A 15,700-nucleotide genomic window follows, 5' to 3' on the forward strand; every position below is an offset into this window, starting at 1 on the left:
CGTGCTGTTCGCGCCGACAAGGGCGGCGCTGCTACCTCTTCCCGGTCAGCGCCTCGGGCTGATACAGGGCATCTCGCATCTCCGTGGCGGGGTTTCCTCCCCAGCGGGCGTGCTGCGGGACTTCCTCGCCCTTCATGAGAAAGGAGTCGGGGGCGAGTACCGCGCCCTCGCCCATCGTCACGCCGTAGTGGACGTGGGCTCCCACACCGAGGGTGCAGCCGACGTCGATGGTGCTGCGATCGGACTTGAAGGTGCCGTCCTCCTGCGAGTGGCACTGGATCTTGCTTCCGGCATTGAGCGTGCAGTCGCTCCCGATGGTGGTGAGCGTCCGCTCCGTCAAATAGCAGCCGTCATCGAAGACTCTGCTGCCGATCCGAACGCCCAGCATCCGCCAGATCACGTTCTTGAAAGGGGTGCCGTTGAAGACGTTGAGGTACGTGTCGGGCACCTTCCAGAGGCGCTCGTGCCACCAGAAGTAAGGCTCGTAGATGGAACACAACCGAGGTCGCAGCGAGCGGAATGCCGCGATACCGCGTTCCACCAGTACGAAGTAGACAGCGGTGAACCCGAGACTGGACACCAGGAACACAGCGATCAGCACATGTCCGTAGGAGTCGTACAGTTCGGCGTTCGCGAGGCCGAGCATCGTGAGCACGAAGAAGTGCAGCCACCGCACGAGCAGGAAGAAGACCATCGATCGGATGTTGTAGCGGTTCTTTGCGGCGAGGCTGCGGCGCAACTCGTCGCCGGTCCGAAGGTGGTCGAACCGGGAGTCGCGCTCGACCGACCGGGGAATCTCGAAGCACGGCGAGCCGAGCAGGCCCACACCCTCGCGCACCTCACCGTCGAGCGGAACCATCACCTTCGTCGCAAGGAGACAGTTCTCGCCCGTCCTGGCCCCCGAGGGATAGGCGATGTTGTTCCCGAGGAAGTTGTATGGCCCGATCGAGGCCCGGGACACCCGGAAGGACGTGCTCGAGAAGTCGGCGTTGACGATGGAGAGTCCGTCAGCGACCATCGTCCCGCTGCCGACAGAGCACAGATACGGGGTCTCGTGCTGGACTTCCGTGCCGAAGTTCGACCCGGTCTGCTCGACGCGGGACAAGTCGTATCCGAGGCCGCGCAAATAATGGACGATGTAGGAGCTGTCACCGAGCAGCCACTTGAAGAACTTGATGTTGGTCATGCGCCCGATCGCCCGGTGAGCCGAGTAGTGAAACCCGTACAGCGGATAGACCTTGTCCGGCTTGACGACCAGGTTCAGCAGGCGCGGAACGGTGAACAATACGGCCAGGCCCACGACGACGAAGCCGAAGAACAACACCAGGGAAAGGATCAGCGCGTCGATGTAGAGATCTGTCGATGTGAACCCCACCGTGCCCGGGCCCAGCCGGTTGTGCAGCGCCGGAACCAGGGTCACCAGCATGTACGCGCCTCCGACAGCCAGCGGCACGTAGAGGAAGAACAGCTGAAGCACGGTGACGAGGCCGAAGCCGGCCCGCCGCAGCGTGCTGCATTTGGCCGGCGCGATCCTCAGGTAGTCGTGCTGCGTGAGCTGTGCCGGGGATCCGTGCCAGCGCTGACCGTCCGGGACCGCCTGACCGCTGTACAGCGTGGACGTGTGGCCGAGTTGAGCACCGTCGCCCATGGACGTGTCGATGTCGAGGACGGTCTTCTCGCCGATGAACACGTCCCGGCCAAGGGTGACGCGACCGGTCTGGATACGGCCGGCGTGCGCCCGGTAGCAGAGGAAGAACGAGTCCTTGCGGATCACCGTGCCGGAGCCGATCGTCAGCAGGTCGGGGCAGACCGGAACGCTGCGGGAGAGGATCGTGACTCCCTTGCCGATCCGTGCGCCCAGGGCCCGCAGGTACAGCACGTACAGGGGATTGCCGACGAAGAAGATCATCGGGTTGGCGTGGATCAGCACCTTGACGGTCCAGAAGCGCAGGTACGTCAGACCCCAGACCGGGAACTCGCGCGATGTCCACCGGCCGATGAGGAGCCATTTGGCCGCGATCGGGAAGGTGCACAGACCGACGAAGCCGACGCCGCCGAAGACGAGCGATCGCAGATAGATGTCGATCACATCCGAGCCGGCGGAGACCCATGCGTAGCCCAGGTCGGCCACAAGTCCGGCGAGGAATGAATATCCCAGGAAGAGCAGGAACTGCAGTGTCCCGCAGAGGGCGTACTGCACTGTGCCGACCGGGGCCACCACCTCGGTCGGCGCCGGGGACGACGACTCGACAGGGATGGGCGCGGCTTCCGCGAGCCCCGTCGCCAGGCTGCGTATCGTCGGGTGCCGGTAGATGTCCTTCATCGACGCCGACGGAAGGTCCGCCCGCTTCCTGACCCGTGCGCAGAAATGCGCCATCACCAGGGAGTTGGCGCCGAGGTCATCGAAGAAGTGGCTGTCGACCGACACTCGTTCGACACACAGGACGTCAGCCAACACCTCGGAGAGCTCTCTCTCGATGCCGGTCTCCGGGGCGGTGTATCTGCACTCGTCGATCGCAGATTCATTCGGCCCGGGCGTCAGGACTTCGAGGGATTTCTCCTCCATACGGGCTCCTTGAGGAACTTTCGAGAGTCGTCGGCCATGACGGTCGGCGCCCTGTACTCGCGCTTTTCGATGGCCGGATCGAGTAGTCCGGAAGTCATGAGGCCGGGACGTGTTGTCCGGTTCAGAACCGTTGCCTCAGTCTCAGCTGATCACCGTCGGGCTGCCACTCGAACTCGATCACATCGGCGCGGCCGGAAGCTCTCGACGGCACCGGAGGGTCCTCGCTGCCGGACGCCTGGCGCCGGGAGCGCGGAGCGATCGCTGCCCGATTCACGCCTCATCCACGATCGCGCCCGGCGTGACGGCGATGAGCTGCGCACGGGTCTTGCCGTACTGCATGCGAGTGGCGTGTGCCTGACGGGGAGGTAGCTGTGCCGGGGGCGCCGCAGCCTTGAGACGGCAGAGCGACGCCCACACGCTCCTCAATGGTGGCGCGGTGACACACGCGGCCGAAACCAGCTCATGTGACTCGATCCAGTGAGGTACGCCCATCCGGGGGTGACGACCTCGCGACCGCGGCACTCACCCGGATGCCCACCGCACCCACGACACGGCCACCGCCATGCCGCGGTGCGCCGACTGCCGGGCGTGACTCAGCGCTCCAGGACCAGGGCCTGGCCCTGCCCGACACCGATGCACAGCGCGGCCAGACCCGTGCCCGAGCCCGCTTCGGCGAGCTGGTGGGCGACTGCTCCGGCGATGCGGGCGCCGGAGGCGCCGAGGGGATGTCCCAGGGCGATGGCTCCGCCCCTCGTGTTGAGGACGTCGGGGTCGAGGTCGGGCAGTGCCGCGAGGCATCCCAGTGCCTGGGCGGCGTAGGCCTCGTTGAGCTCGACGGTGCGCAGGTCGCCGAAGTCGCGCCCGGCTTTCGTCAGGACCTTGCGGATGGCTTCGACCGGGCCGAGACCGAAGTACTGCGGCTCGATGCCGGTCACGGCGCCGGCCCTGATCCTGGCCAGCGGCTCACGACCGATCTCGGCCAGCCCGGCCTCGTCGGCCAGCAGCAGGGCTGCCGCGCCGTCGTTGAGGGGCGAGGCGTTGCCGGCCGTGACCGTACCGCCCTGACGGAAGACGGGCTTGAGGCGGGCCAGCGCCTCGAGGGACGTGTCGTCCCTGATCCCCTCGTCGCGGGGCAGGTCGACACCGTCGACGGGAACCACCTCGGTGTCGTAGGCACCGTCCTGCCACGCTCGCGAGGCCTTCTCGTGACTGGCGAGCGCGAAGACGTCCTGGGCCTCGCGGGTGATTCCGTACTTGTCGGCGATCAGCTCGGCGCTCTCGCCGAGCGGGATGGTCCACTCCTCGGGCATGCGCGGGTTGACCATCCTCCAGCCCAGGGTGGTGGAGTACAGCTGCTGGTTCCCTGCCGGGAAGGCCCGTTCCGGTTTGGGCATCACCCACGGGGCGCGGCTCATGGACTCCACGCCGCCTGCCACCGCGATGGAGGCATCGCCGAGCGCCACCGCACGGGCGGCCTGGATGACGGCCTCCATCCCCGAGCCGCACAGCCGGTTGACGGTGGCTCCGGGGACCGTGACGGGCAGGCCGGCCAGCAGTACCGCCATGCGGGCGACATCGCGGTTCTCCTCCCCGGCGCCGTTGGAGTTTCCGAAGAGCACGTCGCCGATGAGGCCCGGGTCCAGGGCGGGGCTGCGGTCGAGCAGACGGCGCAGCACGCCGGCGGCGAGGTCGTCGGGGCGCACTGAGGACAGGGCCCCGCCATAGCGGCCGATCGGGGTACGGACGGCGTCGACGACGTAGACGTCCCGCAGGTACTCGTTCATCGGGACTCCTTGCGGTGGAGAGGGAGAAACGGGGGTGGGTGATGCCGGCCCGCCGGTCCGGGGCGCTGTCCAGGAGACTCGGCCGGCGGGCGATCAGGGGGTGGGCCGACCGCAGTCAGCCGATGGTGTCGGGCACTCGTACGCGCGCGGCGGTACGGCTGACGACGTCGTCCACGCTGACGCCGGGAGCCGTCTCGACGAGGACGAGACCGTCCTCGGTGACGTCCAGGACGCCGAGGTCGGTGATGATGCGGTCGACGCATGCCCTGCCGGTCAGGGGCAGGGTGCAGGCCTCGACGACCTTCGGGCTGCCGTCCTTGGCACAGTGGTCCATCACGACGACCACCCGCCGGGCGCCGTGGACGAGATCCATCGCACCGCCCATGCCCTTCACCATCTTGCCCGGGATCATCCAGTTGGCGAGGTCCCCGGCGGCGGAGACCTGCATGGCCCCCAGAATCGCGGCGTCGATGTGACCGCCTCGGATCATCCCGAAGGACAGCGACGAGTCGAAGAAGCTCGCGCCCGGCAGCACCGTGACCGTCTCCTTGCCCGCGTTGATGAGGTCCGGGTCCACGTCCGCGTCGGCCGGGTACGGGCCGACGCCGAGGATGCCGTTCTCCGACTGGAGCACCACATGCACCCCTTCGGCGATGTGCTCGGGCACCAGCGTGGGCAGTCCGATGCCGAGGTTGACGTAGTCACCGTCCTGGATTTCGGCCGCCGCGCGTGCGGCCATCTCGTCCCTGGTCCAAGCCATCAGCGCCGCACCGTCCCTCGTGCCGGAGGCGCGGAAACAGTGCGCCGTTCGATCTGCTTGTCCGCGGCCTGCTCCGGCGTCAGTTCGACCACCCGCTGGACGAAGACGCCGGGGAGATGGATCTCGTCCGGGTCCAGCTCGCCGGGCTCGACCAGCTGCTCCACTTCGGCGACGGTGACGCGGCCGGCCATGGCGGCGAGCGGGTTGAAGTTGCGGGCCGAGCGGTGGAAGACGAGATTGCCGTGGCGGTCGCCCTTGGCGGCGCGGACGAGTGCGAAGTCGGTGGTGATGCCGTGCTCGAGCACGTGACGCCGGCCGTCGAACTCGCGTATTTCCTTGGGCGGCGAGGCGACTGCCACGCTGCCGTCGGGTGCGTAGCGCCAGGGCAGGCCGCCGTCGGCGACCTGGGTGCCGACCCCGGCGGGGGTGAAGAAGGCGGGGATGCCGCAGCCGCCGGCTCGCAGGCGCTCGGCGAGCGTGCCCTGCGGCGTCAGCTCGACCAGCAGCTCCCCCGAGAGGTACTGACGGGCGAACTCCTTGTTGTCGCCGACGTATGAGCCGGTGACACGGGCGATGCGACCCGCGGCGAGGAGGATGCCGAGGCCGCCGCCGTCCACGCCGCAGTTGTTGGACACCACGCTGAGCCCGCTCGCGCCGGTCGCGTACAGCGCCTGGACCAGCACATTGGGAACACCGCTGAGGCCGAAGCCGCCCACGGCCAACGACGCTCCGTCCATGACGTCGGCCAGCGCCTCCTCGGCGGTGGCAACCACCTTGTCCATGTGCACTGCACTCCGTTCGGGTCCGGCAGACCGCCGGACCGGCGTCAGCCTCGGTTCGTGTGATCCTGAGTGGGGCCTGTGCCGTGCCGTCAGCACTGGAGCACGGCCCTCAACGCGCCGAGCAGCTCGGCGCGGGCCGAGGAGCCGGCCTGCGGTGCCCGGGAGGACCGCCAGGCGATGTGTCCGTCCGGGCGGACGAGCAGGCAACCGTCCTCGGCCATCCCCGAGGTGCGGCGCCACTCGCCGTAGGCGTCGCGGCTGTTCTCGGAGCCGATGCGCACGCACTTCAGCGGAATACCCAGGGTGTTCCCGCATTCGGCCGCGGCGGCCTCCCACTCGCCACCGGACAGCCCGGTCAGCACGGTGAAGGCGCCCTTGCCGACGACGTCCAGCGTGGACAGCCGGTTGCCGTCGCCGTCGACGAGCCAGGCGTGCGGCAGTTTCGCACCGGGACGGGTCGAGGGCTGGTGGAACAACTCCGGGTCCCGTGCCCACACCTCGCCGGCGTCGCCGTCCGGGACGACGGCGGAAGAGACGTAACGCTGGTTCATCTCGACGCCGTGGGCGTTGAACTCGTAGTTCTTCAGCTGGATGGCCTCCTCCAGCGCCTGCCGGCGTTTGGTGCCGTCGGCCGTCTCGCTGCGGCACGCGGCGAGGCCGCCGGCGATGTCGTCCTCCTCGCTGTACTCGTCGAGTCCGAGCGCTTGGAAGATCGGGCCGAACTGGTCGCGGCTGAGGTTGGCGCGGTCGACGATCTGCTTGCCCACCGGCGCCCGCTCGGCGGTGTACGAGTCCAGCAGCCCCGGTCCGGCCTGACCACGGATGACCATGGCGAGCTTCCAGGCCAGGTTGTACGAGTCCTGGATCGAGGTGTTGGAACCGAGACCGTTGGACGGCGGGTGCCGATGCACCGCGTCCCCGGCGCAGAAGACACGCCCGGCCGAGTAGGTCGTGGCGTAGCTGTGGTTGACCGTCCACAGCGAGCTCGACGTGATCTCGACGGGGATGTCCCGGTCGCCGACGAGGTCGTGGACGATGTCCCGGGCGGTCGCCTCGTCCATCTCGGGCGGGGGCTGATCGATGTCGTATCCCCACACCAGCAGCCATTCGTTCCATGGCCGCACCATGCGCACCAGGCCCATGCCGATGCCGCCCATATGGGCGCCGGGACGCATCACCCAGTACAGAACGCTCGGGCGGTGGGCCACGTGCCGGGAGAGGTCGGCCTTGAAGGTGATGTTCATGCTGCCGGCCTTGCCGCTCTGCCCGGCGATCGGTAGCCCGACCTGCTCGGCCACACTGCTGCGGCCGCCGTCCGCACCGATCAGATAGCGGGCGCGCACGGTGAACTCGTCTCCGCGCAGGCGGTCCCGGAGCCGGGCGGTGACTCCGTCGGCGTCCTGTTCCAGGCTGAGGAACTCGGTGTCGAACCGGACCTTGGCGCCCCGCTCCGCGGCGTTCTTCACCAGGATCGGTTCCAGATAGGTCTGCGGGAGGTCGATCATCTGCACGGGGCTGGCGGCACCGTACTCCGTCGCCGTGTGCGGGCCGGTGCCCCAGCTGCGGATCCGGCCGATCTCCTCGCCGGCCAGGGCGGTGCACAGGACGGTGTCGCCCATGAGCTCGGCGGGGCTTCCGGCCGCGGCGGCTTCGGCGTCGACGCCGAGGTCGCGCAGCACCTCCATGGTGCGCTGGTTGGTTATGTGCGCGCGGGGGGTGTTGGCCAGCCAGCCGTACTTGGTGACCAGCAGGGTGCGGATGCCGTAGGTGGCCAGAAGCAGGGCCGCGGATCCGCCGGCGGGGCCGCTGCCGACCACGAGGACGTCGGTGTCGTAGGCGTGGGTCGATTTCATGGGACTGCTCCTCGTCAGCTTGCCGGTGCGTCGGCGATGCGGGCGATGCGGAAGGTGAACTGCAGGCTGCGCCACTCCCCGTCGACGGCGCGGCCGTCCGGGGTCGGGCCGGTGCGGGGCTCGAAGTCGATGACGAGTCCCTCCTTGACGCCGAACACGGTGTCGGAGTCCAGGTACGGGCCGCCCTTCACGAACAACTGGGTGATCAGGCGCCGGTGGCCGGGCGCGGAGATCATGAAGTGGAGGTGGGGGGCACGGTAGGGATGACGGTTGACGGCCTGGAGCATCTGCCCCACCGGCCCGTCGTCCGGGATCGGATACTCGGCCGGCAGGATCGTCCAGAAGCGCAGCCGTCCCTGGTCGTCCGTGCGCAGGCGCCCCCGCAGCACCGGGCCTTCGTGCTCGGGCAGCTGGACGTCGTAGAACCCGTCCTTGTTGGCCTGCCACACATCCACGACGGCGTCCGGCAGGGGGCGGTCGTCCGTGTCGGTGATGCGGACGTCGGCCCACAATGGGGTGCCGGCGACACCTCGCGAGATGTCGGCGCCCTGTGCGGTCTCCGGGGGACCGTCCGTGTAGAACGGTCCGAGCACCGCTGACGGTGTGGTCTCGGGGGTGCGCGAATTGGTGAGCAGGTCGACGATGCTGGAGACCCCGAGGGTGTCGGACAGCAACACGAACTCCTGGCGGGTACTCGTGCAGATCTGTCCGGTGCGGGTCAGGAAATCAACGGCGTGCTGCCATTCCGATTCGGTGACGTCGTTGCTCGTCACGAAGTGGTGCAGGTGCCGTACGAGGTCACCGAGCAGCTGCCTGACCCGCGGATCCGGTGAGTCGGCGAAGCTCGCCACAACCTGATCGGTCAGGCGCTCCAGGTCCGCAGTCGCCCCGAGTGCCGGGGGAGCCTGCACCGCGGTAGCTGCCGGACGACGCCCCCGCGAGGCGTCCTGCAGCAGGCTCTCGATGCCCTGGTACGTCAGCTCCCGGGGGTTCGGGTACGGCGTGGCGACGGCCAGCCGCGCGGCCTCCGGCAGATCCGCTTGCGCCATGCCCAGCTCGCCCAGCGAGGTGGGGCCGCCCACGGAGGCGATCAGGTCGAACACCCCGCTCGGCGCGTCCGCCACGCCCAGTGCTTCGGCGATGCGGTTCATGACGTCCCGGGCGGCAGGGGCGTTGTAGGCCATGGCGTGCGGCAGGATCACCGTGTGTGTTTCGGCGTGCGGCAGGCCGAACGTACCGCCCAGTGTGTGGCACAGCTTGTGGTGGAGTCCCATGCCGACGGAGGCGAGGCAGGTACCGGCGAGCCATGCGGCATGCAGAAGGTCGGCGCGTGCCGCGGTGTCGGACGGTTCGGCGACGAGAGCCGGCAGGGAGCGGGCGATCCTGCGGACCGCGTCGAGCGCCATGCCGTCGATCACCGGGTTCGCCTGCGGCGAGTACAAGGCCTCCACGGCGTGGGCCAGGGCGTTGACTCCGCTGGTGACCGACATGCCCACCGGCAGGTCACGGGTGAACTCGACGTCGTAGACGACGGTCTCGGGCAGGATCGCGGGCGAGGACCGGGTGATCTTGCGTCCGTCCTGCGTCTCGCCCAGTACGGGGGTGACCTCGGAGCCCGCGTATGTGGTGGGAAGGATCAGCTGCGGGAGATCGGTGCGCAGAGCCAGTGCTTTGGCCAGCCCTGTCGTGGAACCGCCGCCGACAGCCACCAGACAGTCGGCGGCGTGTTCCCGGAGTACGTCGAGCGCTCGCTCGGTCACCTCCACCGGGGTGTGCATCGCGGCACCGTCGAACTCCGCCACGGTGAGGTCCCCGAGGACATCTCGCACTCGGGCGGCGGCCTTGGCCACCGGCGGGCTGGACAGGAGCAGGACGCGGGAACAGCCGAGCCGCTCGACTTCGTCGCGGACCTGGCCGGCTGTTCCGGTGCCGAAGATGACCCGCGAGGGGTGGGAGGTGTGGACGAAGTTCCTCATCGCTTTCCGCCTTCGCGTGTGCCGTGGGTCCCTGGATGTCTGCCACCGAGTGTCGGGGCCGTGGCCCCCCCGTTTCCTGCACGTTTCGCGCGCATCTTCTGCCGGATCGGCGCGGCGCCGTGGTCGTGAGAGGGGTCGCGGACGGGTTTGAGCCACACCGGAAGGCGGGTGCAGCGGCGCGTGCGGTGGGGCGGGCAGGAGTGAATGCGGCGGCGCGGGACGCGGAATCGAAGGTCAGCAAGCCCGACGGAAGGCAGCAGGGGTCGTGCCCAGCTTGGCGCGCATCACGCGTGTCAGGTGCTCCTGGTGGGAGAAGCCGCAGTGGGCGGCCAGGTCGGCGATGGGCATCGTCGTGGTGCGCAGCAGCCGACGTGCGTGGTCCAGCCGCAGTTGGAGCAGGAACTGGTGGGGTGACTTCCCGGTGCTGGCCCTGAACTGTCTGCTGAACTGGCTCGCGCTCAGACCGGTGGCCGAGGCCAGCTCCGCGACGGGCAGCGGCTCGGAGATCCGTGTCTCCATCAACTCGCGTGCGGACATGAGCTGCCGGCTCGTCAGTCCTGACGACGCGCTGTCGCGGTCCACGGGCCGGCCGGCCGCGTGTGCCCGGGCGAGCTGAGCAGCGAGCGTTCCCACCAGGTGATCCACGTAGGTACGGGCGGAGGGCTCCCGGAGCCGTACGACACCGTCCAGAGCCAGGACGAGTTGCTCGATCAGCGGATCGGAGCTGCCCAGCTCCTCGGCGAGTTCCACCGTCCCGCCCTCTCCGTGCGCTGCCTGCAGGACCGAGTCGCTGAGGTACAGGTGGACGGTGTCGAGTCCCCCTTGGAGTTCCACGTCCAGCGCGCGGCCCGCGGGGTGGAGGAAGATCCCCCCGGCCGGAATGCGCTGGGCCCGCATCGACCGGCTGATTCGGCGCCGGACGGTCACCGGGCCGCCCAGGTGCAGGATCAGCAGGTGGGTGGGCGCAGCCTCGAATGTGGCGTGATACGGCTGTTCGCGCTGGGTGGAGACGTACACGTGCTCCCAGCCCAGTCCTGAGCTGGTCCGCTCCGGGCTCACCCCTGGCCGGCGCAGGATGCCAGTGGTGTCGAGGAGTCCCAGCTCAGGCATCGTTTCGCCCGAGGTCGAAAGTCCCATGCGATTCTCCCGTGCGGTCCGCGCCGTATCACTTTTATTGAATGTTGGATCATTGTGATGTATTCCCCGTCGGGCCGCCCGGACCTTCCCGCTGATCCGGTCGGCCTTCGGTGAGCGTCCGCCGAGTCGCACAGGTTACCGCCGCCGGAGGCGCCCCCTTCAGACCTGAAACCCGACGCCGGGCACCTCTGATCACCACTCGCGTGCTGAGCCGCGCGAGCAGGCCGGCAACGGCAACAGGTGAGGGGCGGGGTGGGTCCCCGCCCCTCACCTGATCCGGTCGACCACCGGCCGGATCAGGTCGGCGCCTCGCGGATCCGTGCGCCGTCCTGGAGTGCCCCGACCGTCGCTCAGCAGCTCGCGGGCTTCGTCCAGGAGCATTCGAGGTCGGTGCGCCCGGACTGCTCATCCCTTGCAGTGGGCGCATCGGTCGTGGGCCGGTCGGACCGGGCCGTACCTTGCGGCTGCTGTGCGCCCTTCACGCTGTAGCCGGCGAGCGCCGCTCCGACCGCATCCTCGATGCTCTTGACCGAGCTCGCGACGTAGTTGTTGCTGACGAAGCTGAAGACGAGCTTCCGGCCGTCGGCGTCCGTGACGTAGCCGGAGAGCCCCGACACGCCGGTCAGCGAGCCGGTCTTGCCGTGCAGATTGCCCGCAGCCGCGGTCCCGCACATGCGGGAGCGCAGCGTTCCGCCGGTCATCCGGTCGGACGCGCAGGCGATCGGCAGGGCGTCGTACCACTCCTGGAACCACGGTTGATGGCGCACGGCGACCAGCAGTCCGGTGAACTGCTCGGTGGAGACCACGTCCATCCTCGACAGGCCGGAGCCGTCCATCTGACGCAGGCCAGCAGGGTCCAATCCGAGGGTGCGCAGGTGGTCGGCGATCGCCGACAGCCCGGCCGACCAGGTTCCGCTGCCCTTCACCTCGTAACCGATGGTCTTGACCAGCACCTCGGCATGGTTGTTGTTGGACAGCTTCAGAAACGGCGTCAGAAGATCCTTCAGCGGCATCGACGGATGGGACGCCAGGGTCGTGGCACCCTGCGGGACGGACTTGCCCAGCACCGTGCCTCGGGTCACTTTCACTCCGTGTGCGGCCAGCGCGTCCGCGAAGACGGCGGCCGCATAGCCTGTGGGCTCCCAGACGCTGGTCCAGGATGTGGCCGGCGTGCTCCCGACGGGGATCTTGCCGCTGACCACGATCGTGTTGCTGCCGTGCATGCGATCGACGGTGATCGCACGGCTCCCACCAGCGGCGACCGTGGTGGCACGGTTGTCGATGCGGACGTAGTCGTTGGACGGGGTGACTTTCACCGCGGCCGCTTCGCCGGGCGCGGAGCCCGGGGCCACCGAGAGGAGCACGGTGCCCGCGTCGTAGTCGGTGTCCGGGGCCACCGTCAGCGGAGAGATCTGCGACGAGTAATAGGCCGACTCGTCGTCGGCCGCCCAGGACGCGCCGAGCCGGCTGCTGTCGAACCGGGTGTCGTCAGCGACCAGTCGGCCGGTGAACCGGCGAATCCCCGCTGCGGCGACCGTGGCGGCCAGCCGGTCGTAGTCCTCGGCCAGCATCGTGGGGTCGCCGGTGCCGCGAAGATACACGTCGCCCTGGAACACGGACCCGTGGCGGGAGCCGTCCGCGAGCACGTCGGTGCTGAACCGGTAGTCGGGGCCCAGCAGTGCCATGGCCGCGGTCGACGTCAGAAGTTTGGTACTGGATGCGGGTACCAGGCGGCCATCGCCGTTGCGTTGATAGAGCGTCTGCCCGGTCTCGGCGTCGCTGACGACGACTCCGACCTGGGCGCCGTTCAACCGGGTGTCGCCGAGAATCTGGTCAAGGGTCTGCGACAGGCCGGGCGCCGGGGTGTCGGCCCCGGCCGGCGCTCCTGAGGTGGCTGTCAGAGCCAGGCTTGCGGCGACGGCCCAGAGCAAGGCCCGATGGCGGAATCTTCGGTGAGTCGTTGGCATGCGCATGGAAAGAGATGATCAGGCATCCGGATCCTCGGCGGAAGGCCTACGGCGTTCGGATCCAGGGGGCAACCGGGCCGGGGTGCCGAGGGGCGACGGGTCGGACGGAGGCCTGCTCCTGTCCGCAATCGGTACAGCTCACCGTTCCTGCAGTGAACATGGTGGCTTTGGAAGGCATCTGATCAGCATTCAGGCGGCATTCACTGATTCATCCGGTCCGGAATGAACCTTGCCTACGGTTCCGTCGCGACGCACCTGATGCGCGACAGAATTTTTGCCGGGCCGAATCGATTACGAGGACTGCGCAACGTGGGAACACGGCAGGCATCAAGGGATGCAAGCGAGCTCATGCCGACTTCCGAGGATTGATTCAACGCGGCGGTCTTCTCCGATGAATCCGTCGGCTTGGAAACGATTGTGGTGGAAGGAATCGACTGGTGGAATGCGCGCCTCTCGACTCTGCGGCCACTGCCCCTGCTTCCGGCGATCGCTGTATCAACGCAGGGCGACAAGTGGGGCGTTACCCCATCGCTTCCGGAGCAGGCGTGTTCACCGCTGGTTTCGACGCACAGGATCGGGATGGATTCGGATAAGCAGCCGAGGCCCCGACTGCCATCAAGGGCTGTCCCGCAACGCCGCCGGGCAGAGGTCGCTGCATTGCTACGACCGGCGATGTGACCGATTCCGAACTCCTCCGAGAACCGGACGAGCCCGAGGGATGCTTCCTCCGAAGAGGACGAAGCGAGGACTCCTGCAGAGCGCTCCCGCTTTGCCGGGAAGCTGAAGAAGATCGATCCAGCAGCCTTCGAGGCCACGTCGGGTTCATCCGGCCGGAGCCCCTCGACCGACGGCTTCAGCGGTGGCGATCACGATCGTGTGCGGGTGGGTGTTGCCCGGTTTCGCCGGCCGGGACTGCAGGACGACCAGGGCCCGCCGCTGTGCCCGGTCCGGACGGCCGGTATGCAGCAAGCCGATGGCCGGGCGATGCTGCGCGGCGAGAGCGGCACGGTGATCAGCACCCGGGGCGCTCCATCGCCGTCACTTCTCTCGTGCTGCCGGACGGCCCCGGCGGGCGGGCAGGGCGTTCGCGCACCATGCCGGGCACGCCGAAGGCGTACGGCACCTCCTGTGCCCGTCGGGGCGTCGTTCGCGTGAGCCTGCGCGCCCCGGTCGGTGGGCGGCCACTCGTGTGCCGCAGCCGGTGGAGAGGCCTGATGCGCTGCCGCCTCTGCTGTTGCCTCCCGCGGGGACGTCCGTCCCGACGAGTCGAAGACCTCGCCCGTCCGCAAATGTCTTAAATGTCCCAATTTGGTTAATAGAGAGAAATTGCTCTCCATGTCAGTGAATGCATGACTCGCACGGGTCGAGGCCTCGCCTGCCGGGCAAATCGCCCTTTTCGGACCGAGTGGCGAGGGTCACTTTCCGGACCCGCGGACGCGACGGCGTACCGCTCGGTTCCCTTCTGCGCCAAGAAAATTGGCTTCGCGGGCGGGTGTGGATTTCCGATAATTCCCCGACTCGATCTTGTAAATGAATTGTGATCGAAAAGTGGGGGCTTGTTCAGGTCGGAGTTTCTCGCCTACGGTCACCGTCAATCCGGATGGAACGCCGAATCCTGCCGCCGTCCGGGAATCCGACCACTCACGTACGGCAGGAGCGGGGGACCCAGGTAAGCAGCCGATCCGGTATCCGGAACGGCTAGGGGTGAAGCCGTATTCCCATACGGCCAGGCAACTCCAGCCTGAACCCGACAGCTCACCTCGTAGGCGACGGAGAGGAATGCACCATGCCCGCAACGGGTAACCACCGTCGTCGTACGTCCAGTTCGCTGACTCGCGGTTTCATCGCCGTGAGCGCGGGGGGAGCCGCTCTCGCGCTTCCTTTGATCGGTGCGACCACTGCCTCGGCAGCGCCGGCGCAGTCCGTCACCGCCGCCACAAAGACTGTGGCGCCCGCTGCGGCCCCTGCCAAGGCAATTGCCGCCGCGAAGGCTACGCCCTCCGTCTATTCCGTGATAGCCGGTGACACCCTTTACAAGATCGCCGCTGGGCATTCCGTGACCGGCGGCTGGCAGCAGCTGTACCAGGACAACCGCGAGGTCATCGGCTCCGACCCCGGCCTGATCCGCCCGGGCATGAAGCTGACCATCGGTGCCAAGGCCGAGTCCACGGCTGTCGAGTCCAAGCCGGCCGCGAGCAGTGCCACCCCTGCCGTCGCGAAGCCCGTGACGTACACGAACAACCTCGACGGCTGGATCAAGGAGTCGCTGGCTGTCATGGCGCAGCACGGCATCCCCGGCAGCTACGACGGCATCCACCGCAACATCATCCGCGAGTCCTCGGGCAACCCCAAGGCCATCAACAACTGGGACTCGAACGCCGCCAAGGGCACACCGTCCAAGGGGCTCCTGCAGGTCATCGACCCCACGTTCAAGGCCTACCACGTGGCCGGCACGTCGATGGACATCTACGACCCGGTCGCCAACATCACGGCTGCGTGCAACTACGCCGCCGCCAAGTACGGTTCGATCGACAACGTGTTCGGGGCTTACTGACGCCCGGTTGCGTTGATGCCGGTTGAGGAGTGACGGGTGGCGAGGGTCCGAGGGGGCCTCGCCACCCGTTCCCGTCCCTGCTCGCGCAGGCGCTCGGCACGTGCGGCCAGGGGGACCGATTACGCAGGCGCCCTGCGGGAGGCCGGTGTCCCGATCGAATCCGTCCGAGGGTGTCACAGGAGCTACCGCATCGGCCGTGGATTCGGCTTCCTCGCCTGGTGTTCACGCCCCGTCGCCGGACCCTGCTGCGTGGGTCGACGCTCGGCGGCGGTCGAGCGGTACATCGCGGACCGGCCCGCTGTGCGCTGACGCCCGGTGTGG

General features: G+C 68.3%; 9 protein-coding genes and 1 riboswitch. Of the genes, 1 reads left to right on the forward strand and 8 read right to left on the reverse strand.

Annotated elements, in window-relative coordinates; all coding sequences use genetic code 11:
* Positions 1-31: 31 nt before the first annotated feature.
* The 8 genes from OHA88_RS38820 to dacB all read right to left on the reverse strand — a co-directional run bounded on the left by OHA88_RS38820 (position 32) and on the right by dacB (position 12,831).
* Positions 32-2,566 (reverse strand): Pls/PosA family non-ribosomal peptide synthetase, encoded by a 2,535-nt coding sequence (locus OHA88_RS38820; RefSeq protein WP_328628964.1) that lies wholly within the window; start codon positions 2,564-2,566, stop codon positions 32-34.
* 593 nt (positions 2,567-3,159) lie between these two features.
* Entirely contained in the window at positions 3,160-4,350 is a 1,191-nt protein-coding gene (locus OHA88_RS38825; protein WP_328628965.1) for a thiolase family protein, read from the reverse strand.
* 115 nt (positions 4,351-4,465) lie between these two features.
* Complete coding sequence (locus OHA88_RS38830; protein WP_267006787.1) at positions 4,466-5,110, reverse strand: CoA transferase subunit B; 645 nt, start codon at positions 5,108-5,110, stop codon at positions 4,466-4,468.
* Positions 5,110-5,892, reverse strand: coding sequence for a CoA transferase subunit A (locus tag OHA88_RS38835; RefSeq protein ID WP_326813748.1), 783 nt, complete (start codon positions 5,890-5,892; stop codon positions 5,110-5,112). The genes OHA88_RS38830 and OHA88_RS38835 overlap by 1 nt, the downstream gene beginning before the upstream one ends.
* An 89-nt stretch (positions 5,893-5,981) precedes the next feature.
* Positions 5,982-7,745 (reverse strand): FAD-dependent oxidoreductase, encoded by a 1,764-nt coding sequence (locus OHA88_RS38840; protein ID WP_328628966.1) that lies wholly within the window; start codon positions 7,743-7,745, stop codon positions 5,982-5,984.
* A gap of 14 nt (positions 7,746-7,759) precedes the next feature.
* Complete coding sequence (locus OHA88_RS38845) at positions 7,760-9,721, reverse strand: maleylacetate reductase and hydroxyquinol 1,2-dioxygenase domain-containing protein (RefSeq protein ID WP_328628967.1); 1,962 nt, start codon at positions 9,719-9,721, stop codon at positions 7,760-7,762.
* A 234-nt stretch (positions 9,722-9,955) separates the two neighbouring features.
* Positions 9,956-10,858 carry an AraC family transcriptional regulator gene (locus OHA88_RS38850; RefSeq protein WP_267006791.1) on the reverse strand — a complete coding sequence of 301 codons (903 nt, stop codon included), beginning with the start codon at positions 10,856-10,858 and terminating at the stop codon, positions 9,956-9,958.
* Positions 10,859-11,208: 350 nt separating this feature from the next.
* Positions 11,209-12,831, reverse strand: a complete 1,623-nt coding sequence (gene dacB, locus OHA88_RS38855) for a D-alanyl-D-alanine carboxypeptidase/D-alanyl-D-alanine endopeptidase (RefSeq protein ID WP_443044326.1) — start codon at positions 12,829-12,831, stop codon at positions 11,209-11,211.
* Positions 12,832-14,421: 1,590 nt separating this feature from the next.
* A riboswitch (cyclic di-AMP (ydaO/yuaA leader) is annotated at positions 14,422-14,609 on the forward strand.
* A 2-nt stretch (positions 14,610-14,611) separates the two neighbouring features.
* Here dacB and OHA88_RS38860 point away from each other — a divergent pair.
* Positions 14,612-15,379, forward strand: coding sequence for a transglycosylase SLT domain-containing protein (locus OHA88_RS38860; RefSeq protein WP_328628968.1), 768 nt, complete (start codon positions 14,612-14,614; stop codon positions 15,377-15,379).
* Positions 15,380-15,700: the final 321 nt, after the last annotated feature.

Source organism: Streptomyces sp. NBC_00353 (assembly GCF_036108815.1).
Classification (GTDB): Bacteria; Actinomycetota; Actinomycetes; order Streptomycetales; family Streptomycetaceae; genus Streptomyces.

Coding starts and splice junctions, on each gene's coding strand:
- OHA88_RS38820 (WP_328628964.1), bottom strand. CDS start 2,566: ATGGAGGAGAAATCCCTCGAAGTCCTGACGCCCGGGCCGAATGAATCT.
- OHA88_RS38825 (WP_328628965.1), bottom strand. CDS start 4,350: ATGAACGAGTACCTGCGGGACGTCTACGTCGTCGACGCCGTCCGTACC.
- OHA88_RS38830 (WP_267006787.1), bottom strand. CDS start 5,110: ATGGCTTGGACCAGGGACGAGATGGCCGCACGCGCGGCGGCCGAAATC.
- OHA88_RS38835 (WP_326813748.1), bottom strand. CDS start 5,892: ATGGACAAGGTGGTTGCCACCGCCGAGGAGGCGCTGGCCGACGTCATG.
- OHA88_RS38840 (WP_328628966.1), bottom strand. CDS start 7,745: ATGAAATCGACCCACGCCTACGACACCGACGTCCTCGTGGTCGGCAGC.
- OHA88_RS38845 (WP_328628967.1), bottom strand. CDS start 9,721: ATGAGGAACTTCGTCCACACCTCCCACCCCTCGCGGGTCATCTTCGGC.
- OHA88_RS38850 (WP_267006791.1), bottom strand. CDS start 10,858: ATGGGACTTTCGACCTCGGGCGAAACGATGCCTGAGCTGGGACTCCTC.
- dacB (WP_443044326.1), bottom strand. CDS start 12,831: ATGCGCATGCCAACGACTCACCGAAGATTCCGCCATCGGGCCTTGCTC.
- OHA88_RS38860 (WP_328628968.1), top strand. CDS start 14,612: ATGCCCGCAACGGGTAACCACCGTCGTCGTACGTCCAGTTCGCTGACT.